At 71.1% G+C, this 21,419-nt stretch carries 19 protein-coding genes; 12 read left to right on the top strand and 7 right to left on the bottom strand.

Annotated features, from left to right (window positions below):
* The first annotated feature begins 1 nt into the window (after position 1).
* Positions 2–328: a TfoX/Sxy family protein gene (locus ACXR8F_RS13555; protein WP_458801195.1), complete on the top strand. Its 327-nt coding sequence runs from the start codon at positions 2–4 to the stop codon at positions 326–328.
* A gap of 378 nt (positions 329–706) precedes the next feature.
* On the top strand, positions 707–1,390 hold the full coding sequence (locus ACXR8F_RS13550) for an SPFH domain-containing protein (RefSeq protein ID WP_458801193.1): 684 nt from the start codon (positions 707–709) through the stop codon (positions 1,388–1,390).
* A 121-nt stretch (positions 1,391–1,511) separates the two neighbouring features.
* On the opposite strand, the gene ACXR8F_RS13545 is transcribed toward ACXR8F_RS13550, so the two are convergent.
* The gene (locus ACXR8F_RS13545) at positions 1,512–3,113 is read right to left on the bottom strand and encodes a 13E12 repeat family protein (RefSeq protein WP_458801191.1); all 1,602 of its coding nucleotides are present in this window, start codon (positions 3,111–3,113) and stop codon (positions 1,512–1,514) included.
* Between the two features lie 86 nt (positions 3,114–3,199).
* Here ACXR8F_RS13545 and ACXR8F_RS13540 point away from each other — a divergent pair, with 86 nt between their 5' ends.
* The 3 genes from ACXR8F_RS13540 to ACXR8F_RS13530 all read left to right on the top strand — a co-directional run bounded on the left by ACXR8F_RS13540 (position 3,200) and on the right by ACXR8F_RS13530 (position 6,294).
* Positions 3,200–4,153, top strand: a complete 954-nt coding sequence (locus ACXR8F_RS13540) for an IS1595 family transposase (RefSeq protein ID WP_458801189.1) — start codon at positions 3,200–3,202, stop codon at positions 4,151–4,153.
* A 157-nt stretch (positions 4,154–4,310) separates the two neighbouring features.
* Complete coding sequence (locus tag ACXR8F_RS13535; RefSeq protein WP_458801187.1) at positions 4,311–5,048, top strand: alpha/beta hydrolase; 738 nt, start codon at positions 4,311–4,313, stop codon at positions 5,046–5,048.
* Positions 5,041–6,294, top strand: a complete 1,254-nt coding sequence (locus tag ACXR8F_RS13530) for an ATP-grasp domain-containing protein (RefSeq protein WP_458801186.1) — start codon at positions 5,041–5,043, stop codon at positions 6,292–6,294. The genes ACXR8F_RS13535 and ACXR8F_RS13530 overlap by 8 nt, the downstream gene beginning before the upstream one ends.
* Positions 6,295–6,300: 6 nt before the next feature.
* Here ACXR8F_RS13530 and ACXR8F_RS13525 read toward each other — a convergent pair whose 3' ends face one another.
* Positions 6,301–6,960: a DUF1345 domain-containing protein gene (locus tag ACXR8F_RS13525; protein ID WP_458801184.1), complete on the bottom strand. Its 660-nt coding sequence runs from the start codon at positions 6,958–6,960 to the stop codon at positions 6,301–6,303.
* 137 nt (positions 6,961–7,097) lie between these two features.
* Between ACXR8F_RS13525 and ACXR8F_RS13520 the strand changes: the two genes are divergently transcribed.
* Genes ACXR8F_RS13520 through ACXR8F_RS13510 form a run of 3 tightly spaced genes read left to right on the top strand, consistent with a single transcriptional unit; the run spans position 7,098 to position 9,560 of the window.
* Entirely contained in the window at positions 7,098–8,096 is a 999-nt protein-coding gene (locus ACXR8F_RS13520) for a diacylglycerol/lipid kinase family protein (protein WP_458801182.1), read from the top strand.
* Entirely contained in the window at positions 8,089–8,832 is a 744-nt protein-coding gene (locus ACXR8F_RS13515) for a phosphatase PAP2 family protein (RefSeq protein WP_458801180.1), read from the top strand. The genes ACXR8F_RS13520 and ACXR8F_RS13515 overlap by 8 nt, the downstream gene beginning before the upstream one ends.
* Positions 8,829–9,560, top strand: coding sequence for a phosphatase PAP2 family protein (locus ACXR8F_RS13510; protein WP_458801178.1), 732 nt, complete (start codon positions 8,829–8,831; stop codon positions 9,558–9,560). Before ACXR8F_RS13515 ends, ACXR8F_RS13510 begins: the two co-directional genes overlap by 4 nt.
* Here ACXR8F_RS13510 and ACXR8F_RS13505 read toward each other — a convergent pair.
* From ACXR8F_RS13505 to ACXR8F_RS13495, 3 genes are all read right to left on the bottom strand, one after another.
* Positions 9,552–9,725: a hypothetical protein gene (locus ACXR8F_RS13505; protein WP_458801176.1), complete on the bottom strand. Its 174-nt coding sequence runs from the start codon at positions 9,723–9,725 to the stop codon at positions 9,552–9,554. The genes ACXR8F_RS13510 and ACXR8F_RS13505 overlap by 9 nt on opposite strands.
* Positions 9,726–9,864: 139 nt before the next feature.
* Positions 9,865–10,650 (bottom strand): DUF1206 domain-containing protein, encoded by a 786-nt coding sequence (locus ACXR8F_RS13500; protein ID WP_458801174.1) that lies wholly within the window; start codon positions 10,648–10,650, stop codon positions 9,865–9,867.
* Between the two features lie 80 nt (positions 10,651–10,730).
* Entirely contained in the window at positions 10,731–11,576 is an 846-nt protein-coding gene (locus ACXR8F_RS13495) for an acyl-CoA thioester hydrolase/BAAT C-terminal domain-containing protein (RefSeq protein ID WP_458801172.1), read from the bottom strand.
* A 33-nt stretch (positions 11,577–11,609) separates the two neighbouring features.
* On the opposite strand from ACXR8F_RS13495, the gene ACXR8F_RS13490 reads away from it, so the two are divergent.
* Complete coding sequence (locus ACXR8F_RS13490; RefSeq protein WP_458801170.1) at positions 11,610–12,053, top strand: SRPBCC family protein; 444 nt, start codon at positions 11,610–11,612, stop codon at positions 12,051–12,053.
* 19 nt (positions 12,054–12,072) lie between these two features.
* Here ACXR8F_RS13490 and ACXR8F_RS13485 read toward each other — a convergent pair whose 3' ends face one another.
* Together ACXR8F_RS13485 and ACXR8F_RS13480 are read right to left on the bottom strand one after the other, a co-directional pair.
* A complete protein-coding gene (locus tag ACXR8F_RS13485) occupies positions 12,073–14,622 on the bottom strand; it encodes a DEAD/DEAH box helicase (RefSeq protein ID WP_458801168.1) in 2,550 nt (849 codons plus the stop codon).
* A gap of 34 nt (positions 14,623–14,656) precedes the next feature.
* Positions 14,657–15,673 carry an FUSC family protein gene (locus ACXR8F_RS13480; protein ID WP_458801166.1) on the bottom strand — a complete coding sequence of 339 codons (1,017 nt, stop codon included), beginning with the start codon at positions 15,671–15,673 and terminating at the stop codon, positions 14,657–14,659.
* A 148-nt stretch (positions 15,674–15,821) separates the two neighbouring features.
* On the opposite strand from ACXR8F_RS13480, the gene fdh reads away from it, so the two are divergent.
* The 3 genes from fdh to nrfD are packed head-to-tail and all read left to right on the top strand — an operon-like array spanning position 15,822 to position 21,400.
* Entirely contained in the window at positions 15,822–19,196 is a 3,375-nt protein-coding gene (gene fdh, locus ACXR8F_RS13475) for a formate dehydrogenase (RefSeq protein WP_458801164.1), read from the top strand.
* Between the two features lie 3 nt (positions 19,197–19,199).
* Positions 19,200–20,270 carry a 4Fe-4S dicluster domain-containing protein gene (locus ACXR8F_RS13470; RefSeq protein WP_458801162.1) on the top strand — a complete coding sequence of 357 codons (1,071 nt, stop codon included), beginning with the start codon at positions 19,200–19,202 and terminating at the stop codon, positions 20,268–20,270.
* The gene (nrfD, locus tag ACXR8F_RS13465) at positions 20,267–21,400 is read left to right on the top strand and encodes an NrfD/PsrC family molybdoenzyme membrane anchor subunit (RefSeq protein WP_045189909.1); all 1,134 of its coding nucleotides are present in this window, start codon (positions 20,267–20,269) and stop codon (positions 21,398–21,400) included. Before ACXR8F_RS13470 ends, nrfD begins: the two co-directional genes overlap by 4 nt.
* Positions 21,401–21,419: the final 19 nt, after the last annotated feature.

Raw genomic sequence — 21,419 nt, 5'->3', positions numbered from 1 at the left:
CATGGCATCACCCGAGGGGGAGGTCGCGCGCGAGGAGCTGCGTGCGCTCGTCGGCGACGACGGCGCGGTCGAGCTGCGGCCGATGTTCGGCACGCTCGCCGCCCTCGTCGACGGCCACGTGTTCGCGGTCGCCATGGGCGACCGCATCGGGGTGAAGCTGGGCCCCGACGCGCTGGCCGAGCTCGACGCCGTGCCCGGCTCAGACGTGCTGACGATGGGCACCCGCCAGATGAAGGCGTACCGGAGCCTCCCCGCGGGGATGCCCGATGTCGAGCGTCGAGCGTGGCTCGCCCGAGCGCGCGAGCACGTTGCGGCCCGGCACCTCTGACAGAGGCACACGCCGCGGGCCCGGCGATGAGCGAAAACCGCTGGCGCGCAGCCGTGCCGAGGCGTCACTCTGGTGAGGCACGGGGCGGGCAAGCAGTCGCGGTGGCGTGCCACCAGCGGTCCTGCGCGTCGGACCTGCTCACGGATGCAGCGCTCTGTCCAAGCGCCCACTCCAGGTAACGGTGCTCAGCACCAGGGGTTCGAATCCCCAGGGCGTCGTCGCCCGTGAAGAGCCGTGCGCCGCCTTGCGGACCGGACCCGTGTCGTTCTCGTCGCGGCGACCGTTCCCCGCGGCGCACGTCGCACGGTCGGCGGCGCTCACCAGCCGATTCGCCACCGATGTGTCCAGCCGAGCCGACCCGCGAAGGAGGTCGCCCGAATGTCGATGTCCCTGATGAAGTTCACGATCGATCCGCGTCACTGTGCGCTGCGCTACCGCCACGGCGTCCTCGAGCAGGTGCTGCCCGCGGGCCGGCACCGTCGGCTGCGTGGTCAGCGTCTCGTGGTGCTCGACCTGCGGCAGCGGCTGCTCCAGCTGGCCCCTCAGGAGGTGCTCACGTCGGACGGCGTGTCGGTGCGGGTGTCCGCGGTGGTGCGCTGGTCGGTCGGCGACCCGGTCGCCTTCGCCGAGGTGTCCGACGACCCGAGTGCGACGGTCTACCTCGCGGCGCAGGTCGCCCTGCGGGACGCGCTCGCGACCCTGACCGCCGACGAGGTGGTCGGGCGTGGTTCCGCACTGCCGGCTGCGAGCATCACCGCTGCGACGGCAGAGGTGTCGCGCCGGGTCGGGGCCGACGTGGCGGAGGTCGTCGTCAAGGACGTCATCGTGCCGGTCGAGCTGCGGGCTGCCGCGGCCGAGCTCGCGACGGCGCGACGTCGTGGGGAGGCCCAGCTCGAGGCGGCTCGGGCAGAGACGGCTGCGCTGCGTTCGCTCGCCAACGGCGCCAAGCTGCTCGACGCCCACCCGGCCCTGGCCCGGCTGCGGCTCGTGCAGTCGGCGCCGCCCGGCACACGCATCGTGCTCGGTGTGCCGGACACGTCCGCGCCGGCCGACGGCGAATGAGCCCCAGCCATCCCAACCGATCGGGGAGTGGTCCGGGTATGCGTGAACGGGCGCGTGCGCTCCCGACCGGTTCGTGCGGTCGGGAGCGCGGCCCGGCCCGAAGGGCATCGCAGCGCGAACGTCAGAACGGCGGAGGATCGTCGTCGACCGGTGGGCGTCGTGGGCGGCTCGCGTCGCGTGGCGGGTCGAGTCCCTCGCGCCAGTCCTTGGGGTAGGTGGTGTAGCTGCGGCCGGTGAGGGTGGTCCACTGCAAGCCGCCGTCCGCGACGGGGGTGCTGGTCCAGATGCGGTGGGTCTTGAGGTTGTGGTGTCGACGTTCCTTGGCGTGGAAGTTCGTCACGGACGTCTCACCGGCGGGCCACGGCGTCTCGTGGTCGAGGTCGCAGCGGCTCGCGGGGACGTGGCAGTCGGGTCCGCGGCAGGTGCCGTCGACGGCCCGGACGTGCTCGACCATCGCCGGAGTCGGCCGGTAGCTCTTCGTGGGGCGGTTGATCGCGTGGCCGTCGCGCAGGTCGACCGGCAGGGTCTGCCACACCGACCCGGGGCGGGTCATGATCTCGCGGGCGTGGGCGGCGGTGACCCAGCCGTGCCCGGGCAGCTCGCACGCGGCGTCGCTCTGGCCGGTGGCGACCTCGAACGGCACGACCAGCCACACCCGCGCCGCCGCGTCACCGGTGAACGGCGTCGGCACAGCGGCCGGACCCGCGGCGCCGACCGCGGCGTCGGCCGCGCCCGTGGCCGTGGTCGGGGCGCCGCCGAACGGGCCGGCGTCGCCCGAGGTCAGCGCGTTGCGAAGCAGGGCTTCGGTGGCCAGGTCGCAGCGCAGCTGCTCCAGCGTCCGCGGGTCGCCAGTGCCGCGCAGGTTGCGGGCGGTGGTGTCGAGCCGGTCCATGACGGCCGCGACCGTGCCCGCGTCCGCGGTGATCGTCAGGCAGCCCATACCGTCCTCGACCATCCGCCCGAACACACCCCGCCGGGCCTTGGCCTCGTGGTGTCGCTCCTGGGCGCCGCGGGTGTCGACCGAGGCCACCGCCCGCCGCAACCGGGCCGAGAACGTCCGCTGCCCCACCGGCCGCCCGTCCCGAGACGGGGCGAGCACCGCCTCCTCCACCACCGCGACGTCCCCATCCGAGAGCTGCACCGTCTCGCACGCCACCTGCACCGCCCGGTAGAGCGACGTGCCGCCCTCACGCAGCGCCGCCAGCAGACGCCGGTGCCGCCGTGGGGCCGTCGCCAACGTCAGCCGCCGCCCCACCTCACCGGCGCCGACCCCCGTCGCCAGCGCGATCTCCTCCGCGACGACCCGCTCGGCCGACACCAGCCCCGCAGCCCGCCGCGACGACCCCGCCGGCAACGCCGCGATCTGCTGCTCCTGGATGGTGTGCAACGCCCCGTAGGCGGCGATCAGGTCCGCCTCGACGCGGGCCTTGGCCGCCTCGAGCGCCTCGACCCGCGCCATCACCCGCTCACCCGCCCGCAGCAGCGTCTCGGTCACCTCGACCGAACCAGCACGCGCGTCATCGACCCGGGGCGCGCCACGGTGACCCACCACGGCTGCGTCGTAGTCCACCTCGCCGACGAACCCGGCCGACAGGACCGAGACGACCGGCCGCAGTGAACCGCCGACACCCTCGGAGTCACGCATCCAGGTCACGTCCAGCACCCGAGGTAGTCCGCCACCGAGCAGGCCGGCGGAGGCTCGCGAGGACGCGATGTACGGCATACGGCCACCTCCCCTGTCTGCTCGTTGCCCTACCTCCAGTAGAACAAATGTTCTGCATATCTGCTTGGGTGAAGTAGAATTTGTGGATGACCGCGAATCCGGTTCGGGGCGTGGACTACCCGTCGACGTACCAGCAGCTGCTGGAGTGGTTCCCGGACAACCAGTCCTGCTTGGACTACCTCGCGGGTCTGCGGTGGCCGGATGGGTTCGTCTGCCCGAAGTGTGGGGCGCGGGAGTACTGGCGGACCGGCGCGGGGTTGTGGATGTGCCGCGCGTGTGGGCGGCGCACGTCGGTGACGGCCGGAACGATCTTCGACCGCACGCGCACGCCGCTGTCGACCTGGTTCGCTGCAATCTGGTTCCTGACCTCGCAGAAGAACGGAATGTCCGCGCTCGGGCTGCAGCGCGTCCTCGGGTTCGGCTCCTACGAGACCGCGTGGGCGTGGATGCACAAGCTGCGCCGCGCGATGGTCCGCCCGGAACGGGACAAGCTGTCCGGGATCGTCGAGCTCGACGAGACCATGATCGGCGGCGTCACCCGCGGCCGCGCCGGCTACGGCGACAAGGTCGCAGTCATGATCGCCATAGAACACAACGAAACCCGCCGCTTGGGCCGGGTCCGGCTCGCCGTCGCGGACCACCCCGGCACGACCCAGCTGGTCGACTTCGCCACCACCGTCATCGAGCCCGGATCCACGATCCGCACCGATGGTGCCCGCACCCTGCGCCGGCTCGCCGACCTCGGCTACCGCCATGAGTTCACCCTCGGCTACACGGCCATCGACAAGGCCAGCGTGCTGCCCGGCGTGCACCTGGTCGCCTCGCTGCTCAAGCGCTGGCTCATCGGCACCCTGCACTTCCGCGTCGAGGAAGCCCACCTGCCGTACTACCTCGACGAGTACACGTTCCGGTTCAACCGCCGCAACGCCAAGTCCCGCGGGCTGCTCTTCTACCGGCTGCTCGAGCAAGCCGTCGACACCAGCCCGCACCCACTCAAGGACCTCCTCAAGCCAGAAACCGGCATACCGGACTTCACCTAAGCAGATATGCAGAACAAATGTTCGACAACATGGCAAGGGCTGCGACCCATCTGGGGACAACGAATCACGCTGCCCGACAACCCATCTCGTGGGGAACGAAACGAGAGGACTGTCTGGTCGTCGCCGACCGTCTCTGCTTCGATCTAGGGTCACGCCCATGGCGCGGAACAAGCTGACAGTGACCGACACGCCGGTGGGAGACGTCGAGGTCGTCGTCGTCACGCCGGTGGGCACGCGCCGTCGGGACCCGCTGCCGCTGCTCGTCGCGCACGACGGTCCGGAGTACTCCCGCCGCGCGCACCTCGTCTCCACCCTCCGCGCCGCCACCGCGGCCGAACGCATCCCACCCACCCGCGTGGCGCTCCTCGAGCCCGGTCCGCGCAACGAGCGCTACGCAGCGAACCCCGACTGGGCCGACGCGCTCACCCAGCACGTGCTGCCGGCGGTCCACACGGCATACGCGAGCGCTGGCAGACCCACCCTCATGGGGGCGAGCCTCGGCGGGCTCGCCTCGCTTCAGGCCGAGTGGCGCCACCCGGGCACGTTCGGGGCGCTGTTCCTGCAGTCGGGCTCCTTCTTCCGCAAGCGGCTCGACGACGAGGAGGACTTCGAGTTCTGGGACCGTGTCACCGCCTTCGTCACGAGCGTGCGCCGCGCCCGCAGGCGCCGCACGAGCGCGCGCATCGTGATGACCTGCAACACCGACGAGGGCAACCTCACCAACAACCGGCAGATGGCCGAGGTGCTCGCGCGCACCGGCCACGACGTCGCCTTTCACGAGCTGCCGGGCCGGCACGACTGGCGCGACTGGGCGGCGGCGTTCAACCCCTTCCTGTTGACACTGCTGCAAGGATCGGGGCACCCGAAACCTCGACCTGGAGAGGCACATGGCTGAGACCCGAAACCACCTGATCGGACTGCTGCTGGGGGCTGAGGAGGACTGGCCGACCGCTTTCGAGGAGCTGCTGAAGCTCGTCGGGCCGATCACGACCGACGACGGGGTCACCCACGAGCTGACGAGCGAGCGGCTCACCATCGAGCCCTTCGACCTGCGCCAGCCGGTGCGCACCGAGCTGGTCATCGACCGCCTGGCCTACTGGTACTACCACCCGCGCGAGTGGCTCAAGAAGGCCGCGCTGATGAACGACACGTACCTGCTGAACAGCCCGTTCACGTTCCAGTCGATGGAGAAGCACAGCGCGTACGTCGCCCTGATGCGCCTGGGGCTCAAGGTCCCCGAGACCTGGCTGGTGCCCTACAAGAACCCGGTCGACAACGTCCGGTGGGCCTACACGAGCGCCAAGTACAACCGCCCGTTCGACCTCAAGCAGATCGCCCAGAAGCTCGGCTACCCGATGTACATGAAGCCGTTCGACGGCGGCGGCTGGCGCGGCGTCTCGCGCATCAACGACGAGAAGGACCTCGTCAAGGCCTACGACGAGTCCGGCGAGATGCTCATGCACCTCCAGTCGACCGTCGAGTACGACCACTTCGCGCGTGCGCTGTCGATCGGGCCCGAGACGATGGTCATGGACTTCCGCCCCGAGCAGCCGATGCACAACAGGTATGCCGTGAGCTACGACTTCCTGCAACCGTCGGCCGGGCGCCAGGCAGCCGCCATCAGCCGCATCGTCAACGCGATGTTCGGCTGGGAGTTCAACTCGTGCGAGATGCTCGTCAAGGGCGACGACGTCTACCCGATCGACTACGCCAACGCGTGCCCCGACGTCGCCGTCACCTCGCTGCACTACTACTTCCCGTGGGCGATCAAGGCGCTCGTGCGCTGGTCGGCCTACTGCGTCGTCACCGGCCGCAAGGGGCCGATGGACCTCGAGATGCGCCGCTACTTCGACGTCGCCGACCGCGACGACCTCAGCGACGAGCAGAAGCTCGACGCCTACCTCGCCATCGCCGACGAGTACTTCGAGACCGACAAGTACTGGGCGTGGTGCGAGAAGCACCTGCCGCACCTCGACTCGGCCGTGCTCGAGTGGGTCCAGTCGGACGCGTTCCGGAACCTGCTGCGCGCCACCGTGGTCACGACCTACCCGGCGCACGAGCGCGACACGTTCATGGCGCACTTCGGTGGGCTGATCGGTCTCTGGGTCAAGGACGAGAAGTCGCGGCTCGGGATGTCCTGAGCGCCTCTAGCCGATGCTCCCGCCGATCCCGGCGACGAGGTTGATCGTCGAGGCGATGACGACCGTGCCGAACAGGTACGCGAGCAGGCAGTGCCCGAGCACCACGCGGCGGATCCCGGAACCGCTCAGCCCCGTGTCGGACACCTGGTAGGTCATGCCGAGGTTGAACGAGAAGTAGGCGAAGTCGGAGAACGTCGGGTCGTCGTCCTGGTTGAAGTCGATCGGCGGGCGTGGGCTGGCGTAGTACACGCGCGCGTAGCGCAGCACGTAGACGGTGTGCACGCAGAGCCAGCCGACGGCGACCGCGCCGACTCCGACGAGCGCGTCGACGAGCGCCTCGCTGCCGCGCTGGCGCCCTCCGACGAGCAGGATGCCGACACCGGTGAGGCTGGCGAGGCCGACGAGGATGACGACGACGTCGTACCAGGCGGCGTCGCCGTCGCGGCCCTGGACCTTCTCGCGGGTGGCGGGCGCGTCGTGGCCGAGCACGTGGAGCAGCAGGGGCAACGCGAACGCGAGCCCACCGACGACGAAGCCGGCGAGGGCGTGCACGAGGAGGCCGCGTCCGGTGTCGGCGGCGCCGAGCGGGGCGAGGTCCCCGGCGAGGACCCCGGCGAGCACGCCGACGACCACGGCGATGGCGAGGCGACGCCGGATGGTGGGCACGATCCGGAGGCTACCGCCGACCGTCCGCCGCTTGCTGGAAGCTGGCTGGTGGTCCGCTGGGTGGGGGGTCGGGGTATGTCATCCACCGGTCGAGTTCGCGGCCGCCGCACCTCCGACCCGAGCCCTAGGATCCCTACATGTCAGACCTCTCCACCGCCCGGCGCAGTCTCACCGTGGTCTACCACCCGCACCGGGTCGACGACCTCGACGACGCCCGGACGACCGTGGCGAAGATCTGTGCCGACAACGGATGGGGCGAGCCGCGCTGGGTGCAGACCACCGCGGAGGAGACGGGCGAGAAGCAGGCGCGCGACGCGGTGCGTGACGGCGCGGACGTCGTCGCCTCGCTCGGTGGGGACGGTACCGTTCGCGCGGTCGCGTCGGCCCTGGTCGGCACGGACGTCGCTCTCGGCCTGCTGCCCGGCGGCACCGGGAACCTGCTCGCGCGCAACCTCGGACTCCCCGTCGGATCCCTCGACGAGGCGGCCCGGACCCTCGTCGAAGGACGCGACCGGCGGATCGACGTCGGCGCCGTGCGCCTCGCCGACGACCTGCCCGAGCCGGAGTCGAGCCGGGCGACCAAGGACAGCCCCGCAGGTGTCGCCGACGACGAGGAGGTCTTCCTCGTCATGACCGGCTTCGGACTCGACGGCGAGATCATGGCCGACACCGACGAGAAGGTGAAGGAGGCCGTCGGTTGGGTCGCGTACGTCCTGGCTGCCTTCAAGAAGGTGTCCGGTCGCGGCTTCACGGTCGACGTGAAGGCCCACGGGGGCGAGGGAGTCGTGGGCGCGACGGGCTCCGACGTCCGCAGGCACGCGGCGGCCGTCATCGTCGGCAACTGCGGAACCCTCCAGGGCGGGGTCGAGCTGATGCCCGACGCGAAGGTGGACGACGGTGTGCTCGACGCGGTCGTCCTGGCTCCTCGTGGGGCGCTCGGCTGGGCCTCGGTCGTGGCCGACGTCGCGACCCGTCACCGGGCCGGGCACCAGCGTCTCGACCGACTCGTCGCCGAGCGGCTGACCGTCGAGGCGCAGCGTCCGGTCGAGGCCGAGATCGACGGCGACCCGGTCGGCGCGCACCGCGCGCTCGCCGCACGGGTCATCCCTGACTCCCTGGTGGTACGCGTTGGCTGACCGGCACCGCATCTCGACGCGGCCGCCGGGCCGCGGCCGACGCCTGCTCAAGGCGGTCGGGTTCGGGCTGGCCTTCGCGGTGCCAGTGACGGCGCTGGCCTTCGTCGTGCGCGAGAAGTTCCTGCCGGTGATCGAGCTGGACGAGCGCCTCATCATCGGCGCCACCGACATCACCCGCGACAACCCCTGGTTCAAGACCGCCCTGCTGATCTGGCAGGAGGCGACCCAGCCGAAGTGGGTCTACATCGTCGCTTCCGGGGTCTGCCTCGTGCTGTGGCGCCGGCACCGCGACCTCGCGACCCGGTGCCTCTGGGCCTTCATCACGATGATGGTCGGCTGGAACCTCCAGCTCGTCCTCAAGGAGGTCGTCCGGCGCGCCCGTCCCGTCGTGAGCGACCCCGTCTCGCACGCCCCCGGCTACAGCTTCCCGTCGGGCCACGCTGCCAACGCGGCGGTCATCGCGACGGTGCTGACGCTGCTGCTCTGGCCGGTGCTGTCGGCGACCGCGCGGCGCTGGCTGGTGGCCGGCCTCACGGCATACGTCGTCATCACAGCGCTCGACCGGGTCTTCCTCGGCGTGCACTTCCCCTCAGACGTCCTGGCCGGTGTGCTCTTCGGCATCGGCCTGGGCTCGGCGTCCTACGTCGGATACCTCGGGTGGAACCCCCAGAGCCCGGACGACGCCCCTCCCCCAGAGGGACTGTCCGGGCCCGAGCAAGCGAAAGGCACCCCGTGAACAACACCTTCGTCCACCGTTACGAGATCGACTCGTCCAGGCCGACCCCCGGGTCGGCGTTGCGTGACGCCGCGCTGAGGGTGCTCGTCCCCGCGCTCGTCCTCTTCGCCCTGATCACGGGCTTCGGCTTCCTCATCACGGGCCCGTTCGGCGGGATGCCGTGGGAGGAGGACATCAGCAGGTCCGTGGCGTCCGGCCGCACCGAGCTGTGGAACTCCATCACCATGGTCTGGTCGCGCATCGGCAACACCGAGATCATCATCGGCGTCTGCGTCATCGCCGTCGCGCTGATCTGGTGGCGCACCAAGCAGTGGTGGTATGCCGTCGTGCCCGCCATCGCGATCGCCATGCAGGCCAGCGTGTTCGTCGCCGCGACGACGATCGCCGACCGGCCGCGCCCGAAGGTCGCGCACCTCGACCCCGCGCCGCCGACGTCGAGCTACCCCAGCGGCCACGTCGGTGCTGCCACGGCCCTCTACCTCACGTTCGCCCTCATGGCCCAGCGCATCGAGCGCGCGTGGCTGCGCCGGCTCGTCACCGCCGTCTGCGTCGTCATCCCGTTCCTCGTCGCCTACGCCCGGCTCTACCGGGGCATGCACCACCTCGTCGACATCCTCGTCGGCGCGGTCAACGGCATCGTCTGCTGTCTCCTCGCGTGGCACTACCTGCGCCGGCGCACCGACAGTGGCCGCGTGGGCGCGAAGGCCCGGGAGGCCGTGTCACGCTGAGCGGGGCACGGGCGACGGGCGTGTGAGCCACCCGAGAGCGAGGACGATCCCGCGGCGCGGAGTCGTCGGCGAGTCGACGACGGGTCGCTGGGCGCGGCGCGTCCGGCGGCTCAGGTCGGCGGTGCGCTGACGTGCGACGGCCTCGTTCAGGTAATGCGTGTTCATGGTGCTCCTCCTGCACTCGTGATGCGTGACCAGACAGAGCGCGCCGGATCCTTCCTGATGCACGACAGCGCGAAAAAGCCCGAAACCCGCCCTGATTGGGCGGGTTTCGGGCTTTTCGCAGATCCGGCGACCGCTTGGGTCAGACGCGTGCGTGGCGGGCCCGGCCGAAGCTGTAGACGCCGAACGCGATGAGGCCGAGGGCCACCAGTGCGAGCAGCACCGGACCGCCGGGCGCCCCGAGCAGGTTGCGCAGCGCGCCGTCGAGGCCGCGCGCCTCGCTCGGCTTGTGCCGCACGGCGGCGAGGATGAAGAGGCCGCCCACGATCGCGAGGGCGACGCCCTTGGCGATGTAACCGAAGCGGCCGGCCTTGACCGTCCAGGGGCTCGGGTGCGTCTCGAGGTCCTCGAGGAACTTCCGCTTCCAGCCCTTGACGACGTGATAGACGCCGACGCCGATGATGGCGAGACCGACCGCGCCGACGAGCCAGGTGCCGGCCGGCTGCTTCATCAGGCTGGCCGTGAAGTCGGCCGACTGGCTCTTGCTCGACCTGCCGCTGCCGCTCGCGAACGTGAAGGCGGTCCACGAGAGCGCCAGGTAGACGACGGCCTTGGCGGCCGCCTTGAGCCGGTCGCTCGTCTCGAGGCCGCCGGAGATCGCCTCGGTGACCTGCCAGATCGCGAGGCCCAGCCAGGCGACCACGGCGACCCAGAGAACGAAGACCCCGAAGCCGTTATCGGCCATCGAGCCGAGGGCGCCGGACTGGTCCGCGCTGGAGCTCTTCGACCCGAACGCGAGCCTCAGGGCGATCGCACCGATGACGATGTGGAGCACGCCGTTGACGGCGTAGCCGATGCGTGCGGTCGTCTCGAGGGCCGGGTGGTCACCGGCCCGCCGAGAGACGGCCTTGACGTCTGTGGAGTCCATGCACGTGTCCTGTCGATCGAGGGGTCCCCGTGAGCACTGGAGAACATACCCACGCGGGCGTCCTCAGCCGCGGTTCCGGTTCAGCGGACCAGGTCGAGAACCCTCAGGATGTCGGGCCACGCCAGCTCGCCCAGCTCGCGGTCGGCGGCGTCGGTGCCGCCCCGCGCCATCCGCTGCCCGCCGGCGGCCGGCTGCTCGCCGGGAAGGACGACCCGGTGGCCGGCGTCGGGGTGGGTCACGACGCTGGTCGGCAGCCCGTATGCCGTGCGCCGCGTCTCGATGGCGCGCGCGGACGCGACGGCAGGCCAGACCTGGTCGTCCCCTCCTGCGACGAGCAGCACGTCGCCGAAGAACCGCTCGACGGCGATGGTCGCCCGGGGCACGAGGGACGCGGCCGTGTCCAGGCTCTGGGCATACACGGGCGCGTATGCCGGTGGGTCGCCCAGCGCCTCCACGTCGTCGTCGTAGGGCACGAACGGGACCGGCTCGCCGCCCCGGCTCCACGAGGAGTGCTGCGGCCGCAGCTCGCCGTCGGGACCCGGCCCGACGTTGGCCCATGCGACGTGGCTCGGCGCGAGCGCGACGACGGCGTCGACCCGGGGGTCGTCACCGGCATACAGGAGAAAACCTTCGGCGGTCTTCGACGACCCGAACAGGACCACGCGCTCGCACTCGGCGGCGAGGGTGCCGACCGCGTCGCCGAAGGCCTCGAGCGGGTACTCCCAGACGGCGGCCGGCAGGCCAGGGCCGCCGAACCAGCGATAGGTGAGGGCGGCCGACACCCCGGCCGAGGCGAGCACCGTCGCCCGCTCCGTCTCGACGCGGCCGCTGGAGCCGGAGAGCACGAGCACGCCGGTGCCGTTGCCACCGTCGGCAGGTGCGACGAGGACGCCGTCGTGGTCGTAGGGGCGGGTTCGCAGATCCACCTCCCCAACCTATCCGTGGTGGGAGCATGGACCATGCCCGACTACTCCCACACCGAGACCGTGAACGCCTCTCCCGCAGCGGTCTTCGCCATCCTCGACGACGTCACCAGGGCCCCTGAGTGGCTCAAGCGGTGCACGCAGCTCGACAACGTCTCCGGCGGTCCGACGGCTGTCGGCACGCGCCTCAAGTACCACTACAAGGACGGCAGCCGCACCGGCGTCATGGACGGCTCGGTCGTCGCGCGCGAGCAGGACCGCAAGCTGACCAACCGCTTCACCGACAAGATGATGGACGTCACCGTCGACTTCGACGTCGCACCCGGGGCGATGCCCGACCAGACCACGCTGACCCACACCGTCACCATCGACACCAAGGGCCTCGGCAAGGTGTTCACGCCGATGATCAGGCGCCAGCTGCCGGCACAGACGACGGGCGCGATGGCCGAGCTCAAGCGGCTCGCCGAGTCGGGAACCTGACGGGGAACGCCCGGTCGGCTCAGCCGCCGAGGCGCTCGAACGCCGTGACCGTGAGCACCGCGGCCCCGGCCTCGTCGCTCGCCGCGAGGTCGACGACTGCCGTGATGCCCCAGTCGCGGTCGTCGTCGGGGTCGACGACGACCTGGCGCAGTCGCCACTCGCGGGGCGCCTTCTCGACCTGCAGCAGGGCGGGGGAGCGGGCGCCCTGGTCGGTCGCGATGGCGTCGTGCTCGTCGTAGTAGGCGCCGAGGGCCTCGTTCCACGCGTCGGCGTCCATCACGACCTTCTGCGGTGGGTCGGTCAGCTCGGCGACGCGGGCCTCGAGCTCGCCGAGCGCCTCCCACTCGTCGCGGGCGGCGAGCTCGACCCGGTGGAACATCGCGTTGCGGATCATGACCGTGAACGCACGTTCGTTGGCCGTGATCGGCCGCGCGGGCGGGGCCACGTCGGCGGTGGCGAGGACGGCCTCGCTCGGGTTGACGAGGTCCTCCCACTCGTCGAGCAGGCTCGAGTCGGTCTGGCGCACGAGCTCGCCGAGCCACTCGATGACGTCCTCGAGCTCCTCCGTGCGGTGCGACTCGGGCACCGTGTGCCGTAGGGCCCGGTACGCGTCGGTGAGGTAGCGCAGGACGAGCCCCTCCGACCTGGAGAGGCCGTAGTACGAGATGAACTCGTTGAAGGTCATGCCGCGCTCGTACATCTCGCGCACCACCGACTTGGCGGAGAGCGCGTCGGCCGAGATCCACGGGTGGGTCCGGCGGTAGGCCGCCAGGGTCACCTCGAGCAGGTCGGCCAAGGGCTTGGGCCAGCTGACCTCCTCGAGCCGTTCCATCCGCTCCTCGTACTCGACGCCGTCGAGCTTCATCGCCGCGACCGCCTCACCACGCGCCTTGAACTCCTGCGCCCACAGCACCTGGCGCGGGTCCTCGAGGATCGCCTCGATGACCGAGACGAGATCTCTTGCGTAGGAGTCGGACTCGGGGTCAAGGGTGTCCATCACCGCGAGAGCGAAGGGCGCCAGCGGCTGGTTGAGGGCGAAGTCGCGCTGGAGGTCGATCGTCAGCGCGTGGCGGCGGCCTGACGACTCGGCCGTGGCGAGCCGCTCGACGACGCCGGAGGTGAGCAGCTCCTTGGCGAGGACGAGGGCGTGCCGCTGGAGGCGCCGCTGGTCCTTGGCCTCATGGTGGTTGTCGGAGAAGAGCCGCACGGCGTGGGTGACCGGGTTGCCCTCTCGCGCAAGCAGGTTGACGAGCATCGAGTGGGAGACTCGCAGCCGCGGCTGCAGCGGCTCAGGCTCTGCCGCGATGAGGCGCTCGAAGGTCTCCTCCGACCAGTTGACGAAGCCGTCGGGAGCCTTCTTGCGCTGGATCTTCTTCTGCTTCTTGGGGTCGTCGCCCGCCTTCTCGACCGCGCGGAGGTTCTCGACGACGTGCTCCGGAGCCTGCGCGACCACCCAGCCTCGCGCGTCGAACCCGGCGCGCCCGGCGCGCCCGACGATCTGGTGGAACTCACGGGCCTTGAGCAGCCGCTGCTTCGTCCCGTCGAACTTCGTCAGGCCGGTGAGCAGGACCGTGCGGATCGGCACGTTGATGCCGACCCCGAGCGTGTCGGTGCCGCAGATGACCTTGAGCAGGCCGTCCTGGGCGAGCTGCTCGACGAGGCGGCGGTACTTCGGCAGCATGCCCGCGTGGTGCACGCCGATGCCGTGCCGCACGAGCCGCGACAGGGTGCGCCCGAAGCCGGCGCCGAAGCGGAAGCCGCCGATGCGCGTGGCGATGGCCTCGCGCTCCTCGCGGGTCGTGATCTTCACGGCCATGAGGCTCTGCGCGCGCTCGAGCGCGGCCGCCTGCGTGAAGTGCACGACGTAGACGGGGGCGCGGTCCTTCTCGAGGAGCTCCTCGATGGTCTCGTGGAGCGGGGTGACGGCATACGAGAACTCGAGGGGGACGGGACGCTCGGTGCCGGTGATGACCCCGGTGGACCGGCCGGTGCGGCGGGTCAGGTCGTCGCGGAACATCGTGACGTCGCCGAGGGTCGCCGACATCAGCACGAACTGAGCCTGCGGCAGCTCGAGGATCGGCACCTGCCAGGCCCAGCCTCGGTCGGGCTCGGAGTAGAAGTGGAACTCGTCCATGACGACGAGGCCGATGTCGGCCGAGCTGCCCTCTCGCAGAGCGATGTTCGCGAGGATCTCGGCGGTGCAGCAGATGATCGGGGCGTCGGCGTTGACGGACGCGTCACCGGTGATCATGCCGACGTTGTCGGCGCCGAACTGCTCGCAGAGGGCGAAGAACTTCTCCGACACCAGGGCCTTGATGGGGGCCGTGTAGAAGGAGACGCGGTCCTCGGCGAGCGCGGTGAAGTGGGCGGCGGTCGCGACGAGCGACTTCCCGGAGCCGGTCGGCGTCGACAGGATGAGGTTGCTGCCGCTCAGCACCTCGAGGAACGCCTCCTCCTGGTGGGGGTAGAGGGTGAGCCCGCGCTCGGCGGTCCACTCCGAGAAGACCTCGTAGAGCCCGTCGGGGTCGGGGTCCCGCGGGATGCGCTCGCTGAGGTTCTTCGTCACCACGCGAGTATGCCGTCGGGCCGCCTCGTCGGCCCAATCACCGTCGGTCGGGGGTGAGCAGCAGCACCACGGCCCCGACCAGCGCGCCGAGGACGGTCTCGAAGAGGCGGTCGCGCAGCAGCGACCCCACCGGGGCCGCGTGCGCGAGCTGGCCCATCATCAGGGCCAAGGGGGTGATGAAGAGCAGGGCGACGCCGTAGTTGCGCCCGACGACGAGCTCGGTGAGCACCTGGAGCACGACGATGACGAGCACGGCCCACGCCCCCTGCGGTGACCACAGCAGGATGGGCGCGGCCACGACGACGCCGAGGGCCGTGCCGACCACGCGGTGCAGCCCTCGGGTGAGCCGTGACGCGAGGTCGGGACCCGACAGCACGACGACGGCCGCGACCATCGCCCAGTACGGGTGCTCCCAGCCGAGCGCCGTCGCGATCGCGCCGGAGGCCCCGAGAGCCGCGACGTGGCGCAGCAGGTGGGTGCGGGCACCCGGCGCGTCGAGCGCGTCGCGGAAGGTGGGGGCCGGGAGATCGGGGCGCTGCCACTCACCGCGCCCGCGGAGGACGCCGACGTGCGACACAGCCAGTGAGAAGAGGACGCTCGCGGCCGAGACGGCGGCAGCGACCAGGACCGTCACGGGGGTGGCCGGCACCATGGCGCAGACCGTGAAGGCGAAGACGAGGAAGAGCGGGCCCGGAGGGTGCCAGCGGTAGGCGTCCGACGTGAGCGACCCGGCCGCGGCGAGCAGCGCGCCCAGCGGCACGACGAGCCAGCGCGAGTCGGGTGCGAGCGAGACGAGCGCCCCGAGGGTGACGGCGACCGTCAGGGCCACGCCGGCCACGACCTGCATGCCGGCCCGCTGCGCCCGGGCGTCGTTGCGCCCGTACAGCGACGTGAAGGCGCCGAACGCGGCATACGGCGTCCACTCGACGCGGCCGAACAGGACGAGCACGAGCAACGGGACCAGCACCGACACCCCGGCGCGCAGCGCGACCCGGTGGACGCCACCGTGTGGCCCCCAGCGCAGCAGCCCGCCGGCCACCCCTCGCGTTCTCATCGGCCTCGATTCTAGGTGGGGCGCCTATCCGCCTTTTCGGGCGTCCGCGTGCCTAGGGTGGTTACGACAGCGTGCCTTGTGGGAATACAGAGGTACGAGAGGTCGTGATACTCGGCCGGCGTGCGCGCACGCCGCGAAAGGTGGCGCCATGGAGGCGAAGAAGACGTTCTTGTCGTGGCCCGTGCTGCGGCAGGTCCGTTCCGGTGACTTCCTCGGCCGGGGCCCGGCCGTGACGTCCGAGCGCACGCGCACCCTGCAGCCGCGCACGTCCACGGCCGACCGCGTCGTGCAGAGCGTCTGCCCGTACTGCGCCGTCGGCTGCGGCCAGAAGGTGTACGTCAAGGACGAGAAGGTCGTGCAGATCGAGGGCGACCCCGACTCGCCGGTCTCGCGGGGCCGCCTGTGCCCCAAGGGTTCCGCGAGCGAGCAGCTCGTCAACAACCCGACCCGCGTGCGCGAGGTGCTCTATCGCCGTCCGGGCGGCACCGACTGGGAGCGTATGCCGCGGGCCACGGCCGTCGAGATGATCGCGCAGCGCTTCGTCGAGAGCCGCCGGGCCGGCTGGCAGGACCACGACGAGAAGGGCCGCCCGCTCCGGCGCACGATGGGCATCGCCTCGCTCGGCGGCGCGACGCTCGACAACGAGGAGAACTACCTCATCAAGAAGCTGTTCACCGCGGCCGGAGCGATCCAGATCGAGAACCAGGCCCGTATTTGACACTCCTCCACGGTCCCCAGTCTGGGGTCCTCGTTCGGGCGCGGCGGCGCGACACAGTACGTGCAGGATCTCTCCAACGCTGACTGCATCGTCATCCAGGGTTCCAACATGGCCGAGTGCCACCCGGTGGCGTACCAGTGGGTGACGGAGGCTCGCCTCAAGGGTGCCAAGGTGATCCACGTCGACCCGCGCTTCACGCGTACGTCGGCGACGTCCGACAAGCACATCCCGATCCGGGCGGGCAGCGACGTCGTGCTGCTCGGCGCCCTCATCAACCACATCCTCGAGGGCGGGCTGTACTTCAAGGAGTACGTCGTCGCGTACACCAACGCCGCGACCCTCGTCAGCGAGAAGTTCCAGGACACCGAGGACCTCGACGGGCTCTTCTCCGGCTACGACGACGAGACGGGACAGTACGCCCCCGACACGTGGGCGTACGCGACGTCCGAGGACGGCGAGGAGGACGGCGACCCGTCACCGGGCACCATCGGCGGGCCCGCCGCCGGGCACGAGGGCGGCGGCGACGGTGCGCACGAGCACGGCCACAGCAAGTCCGAGCGGGCGGCCGGCGACGAGCACGGCTCCGGCGGGCCCGCGCTCGAGCACGCCCGCGTGCTGCGCGACGAGACGCTGCAGGACCCGCGGTGCGTCTTCCAGATCCTCAGGCGGCACTACTCGCGCTACACGCCCGAGATGGTCGCCGACACGTGCGGCGTCAGCGTCGACGACTTCGCGTACCTCGCGAAGGCCGTCACCGAGAACAGCGGGCGCGACCGCACGACCGCGTTCGTCTACGCCGTCGGCTGGACCCAGCACACGCTCGGCGCGCAGTTCATCCGCACCGCGGCGATCGTGCAGCTGCTGCTCGGCAACATGGGCCGCCCCGGCGGCGGCATCATGGCGCTGCGCGGGCACGCCAGCATCCAGGGCTCCACCGACATCCCGACCCTCTACAACATCCTCCCCGGCTACCTCGCGATGCCGGTGGCCGGACTCCACGACACGTGGGACGAGTACGTGAACGCGATCGGCAGCAAGGAGCAGAAGGGCTTCTGGGCCAACGCCGACACGTATGCCGTCAGCCTCCTCAAGGCGTGGTGGGGCAAGGCCGCGACCGCCGAGAACGACTGGTGCTTCGACTACCTGCCCCGGCTCTCCGGCGCCCACGGCACCTACCAGACGACGATGGCGATGCTCGACGACCAGGTCGAGGGCTACTTCCTCCTCGGCCAGAACCCGGCCGTCGGGTCGGCGCACGGACGCATGCAGCGCCAGGCCATGAGCCACCTGAAGTGGCTCGTCGTGCGCGACTTCGCGATGATCGAGTCGGCGACGTTCTGGAAGGACGGACCCGAGATCGCCACCGGCGAGATGCGACCCGAGGACATCCAGACCGAGGTGTTCTTCCTCCCGGCTGCGGCCCACACCGAGAAGGCCGGGTCGTTCACCCAGACGCAGCGGATGCTCCAGTGGCACCACAAGGCGGTCGCCCCGCCCGGCGAGGCCCAGAGCGAGCTCGAGTTCTTCTACGAGCTCGGTCGGCGCGTGCGCGAGATCCTCGCAGACTCCGACGACCCTCGCGACCGGCCGCTGCTCGACCTCACGTGGGACTATCCCCTCGATGCCGACGGCGAGATCGACGCCGAGGCCGTGCTCGCCGAGGTCAACGGGCGTCACCTGACGGGCGACAAGGCGGGCCAGCCACTCTCTGCCTTCACCGAGATGAAGGCCGACGGGTCGACCAGCGGCGGGTGCTGGATCTACACCGGCGTCTATGCCGGCGGCGTCAACAAGGCCGCCAACCGACGGCCCGGGCGCGAGCAGGACCTCACCGCCCTGGACTGGGGCTGGGCGTGGCCCGCCAACCGCCGCATCCTCTACAACCGCGCCTCGGCCGACCCCGAGGGCAACCCGTGGAGCGAGCGCAAGAAGTACGTGTGGTGGGACGCCGACGAGCAGAAGTGGGTGGGCCACGACGTGCCGGACTTCCCGGTCGCGAAGGCGCCGAGCTACCGGCCCGAGCCCGGGACGGGCGGCCCCGACGGCCTCGCCGGCGATGACCCGTTCATCATGCAGGCCGACGGCAAGGGCTGGCTCTACACGCCGAAGGGCATGCTCGACGGGCCGCTGCCGACCCACTACGAGCCGCAGGAGAGCCCCGTCCGCAACCCGCTCTACCACCAGCAGTCCAACCCGGCGCGCCGCGTCTTCCCGCGCAAGGACAACCTGTGGAGCCCCTCAGGCGACGAGCCCGGCGCCGACGTCTACCCGTACGTCTTCACGACCTACCGCCTGACCGAGCACCACACGGCCGGCGGGATGAGCCGCTTCCTGCCCTACCTGTCCGAGCTGCAGCCCGAGTTCTTCTGCGAGGTCTCGCCCGAGCTCGCGAAGGAGCGAGGGCTCGAGCCGGGCGGCTGGGCGACGATCGTCTCGGCCCGCACCGCCGTCGAGGCCCGCGTGCTCGTCACCGAGCGCATGACGCCGCTGGTCATCCGGGGCCGCACCGTCCACCAGGTCGGCCTGCCCTACCACTGGGGTGTCGGCAGCGCCGCCGTCGTCAGCGGTGACGCCGCCAACGACCTGCTCGGCGTCGCACTCGACCCCAACGTGCAGATCCAGGAGAGCAAGGCCGGCTCGTGCGACATCGTGCCCGGCCGGCGTCCGACCGGTGAGGCCCTGCTGCGGTTCGTCGCCGAGTACCAGTCGCGGTCCGGTTCGACCGCCATGACGGGCAACGAGCTGCGCACCGGACACCCCGAGTCGGTTCCCGGGACGGCGACCACGACGAAGAAGGAGGGCTGAGACGTGGCCTTCTGGCGCAACCAGCTGTCCGGTCCCACCGACCCTGCGGCGGACGCGGCGTGGGACCGCCACGAGCCGCGCAAGGGCTTCTTCACCGACACCTCGATCTGCATCGGGTGCAAGGCGTGCGAGGTCGCCTGCAAGGAGTGGAACGGCATCCCCGAGGACGGCCTCGACCTGCTGAACCAGTCCTACGACAACACCGGCGCGCTCGGGGCGAGCACGTGGCGCCACGTCGCGTTCGTCGAGCAGAGCACCGACCGCATCGAGAAGGCGAGGGAGTCGGGTCGTCGCCTCGTCCAGCTCGGCATGCCGACGGTGCGGGACTCGGCGACGGCCACCGCCACGCTCGAGGCTCCCGGCGAGGTCCGCTCCGGCGCCGCGGCGGGACCCGGCCCCACCGACACGGCCGTGCCCGACGTGCGCTGGCTCATGGCGTCCGACGTGTGCAAGCACTGCACGCACGCCGCCTGCCTCGACGTGTGCCCCACGGGCTCCCTCTTCCGCACCGAGTTCGGCACCGTCGTCGTGCAGGACGACGTCTGCAACGGCTGCGGCTACTGCGTCGCCGCCTGCCCCTTCGGCGTCATCGAGCGCCGCCGCGGCGACGAGGGCCACGAGGGCGGCCGGCAGTCGCACGGCATCACGATCAACGGCGGCGGCGCCGACCCGGCCCACAACGGCGAGGTCAAGAACGTCGGCATCGCCCAGAAGTGCACCCTCTGCTACGACCGCCTCGGCGACGGCCAGACGCCCGCGTGCGCCAAGGCGTGCCCGACGACATCCATCAAGTTCGGCGACCTCGCCGACATGCGGGCCACCGCCCAGGCCCGCGTGACCGAGCTGCACGAGCTCGGCTACACCGAGGCGCGGCTCTACGGCGCCGACGTAAACGACGGCGTCGGAGGCACCGGCTCGGTGTTCCTGCTGCTCGACGAGCCGGAGGTCTACGGCCTGCCGCCCGACCCCCGGGTCACGACGGCCGACCTTCCCGACATGTTCCGCAAGGCCGGCATGGCAGGCCTTGCGATGCTCGGCATGGCGGCGGCCGCGTTCGTCGGGAGGAAGCGATGACGACCAACCCGTTCGACGCCGACCGGCCGCCCGAGAAGGAGCGGCGGCGAGACGTCGCGAGCCACGGCAACGCCCGCGACGGCAGCCACCAGGCCGGCCAGAACGGCGGGCGGCGGCGCCGCGACGAGTCGCTCATGGTGCCCGACGCGCAGTTCGACAGCTACTACGGCCGCCACATCGTCAAGCCGGCGCCCTGGGAGAAGGAGATCGCGGCGTACCTCTTCCTCGGCGGCGTCGCGGGCGGCTCGGCGCTGCTCGCAGCCGGCGGCAAGGTGCTCGGCTACCCCGCCCTGAGACGCGCGGGTCGCATCGGAGCCGTCGGCGCGGCCGCCCTCGGTGGTGCGGCGCTCGCCAAGGACCTCGGCAAGCCCAGCCGCGCGCTGAACATGATGCGCACCGTCAAGCTCACCTCGCCGATGTCGGTCGGCTCGTGGATCCTCACCGCCTTCAGTGGTTTCTCGGGGCTCGCGCTCGCATCGGAGCTCGGTCAAGCCCTCATCGAAAGTCGTTCCGGCACAACCGGGCCCGGCACAGCGCTCGCCCGCGTGAGCCGGATGCTCGAGATCGCCGACGGCCCGGCGACAGCAGGCTCGGCGCTCTTCGCGCCGCCGCTCGCCGCGTACACGGCCGTGCTGCTCGCCGACACGGCGACGCCCACCTGGCACGAGTCCTACCGTGAGCTGCCGTTCGTCTTCGTCAGCTCGGCCAACCTCGCCGCATCCGGTCTCGCGCTGCTCACGGTGCCTTCCCGGCAGAACGGTCCGGCGCGCCGGCTCGCAGCCGTGAGCGCGGTCGTCGAGACCCTCGCCTTCGAACGCATGCAGGACCGGCTCGGCCCGACCCTCTCCGAGCCGCTCCGCACCGGCAAGGCCGCCCGGCTGCTCAGGGCGAGCAAGGTGCTGACCATCGCCGGCGCCGTCGGCGCCGTCACCCTCGGGCGTACGCGTGTCGGAGCGGCCCTGAGCGGCCTGGCCCTCATGGCCGGCTCGGCCTGCACCCGCTTCGGGGTCTTCGAGGCGGGTATGACCTCTGCGATCGACCCCAAGTACACCGTCGAGCCACAGCGCGAGCGCCTCGAGGCGCGCCGGGCGAAGGGCATCGTCAACGACTCCATCACCACGGCGCGCTGAAGCGCCGCCCCCGACGGCG

The sequence above is a fragment of the Terrabacter sp. AAH1 genome, assembly GCF_054456855.1.
Note: the sequence above shows the minus strand (reverse complement) of the source record. Positions and strands in the feature narration are given on the sequence as shown.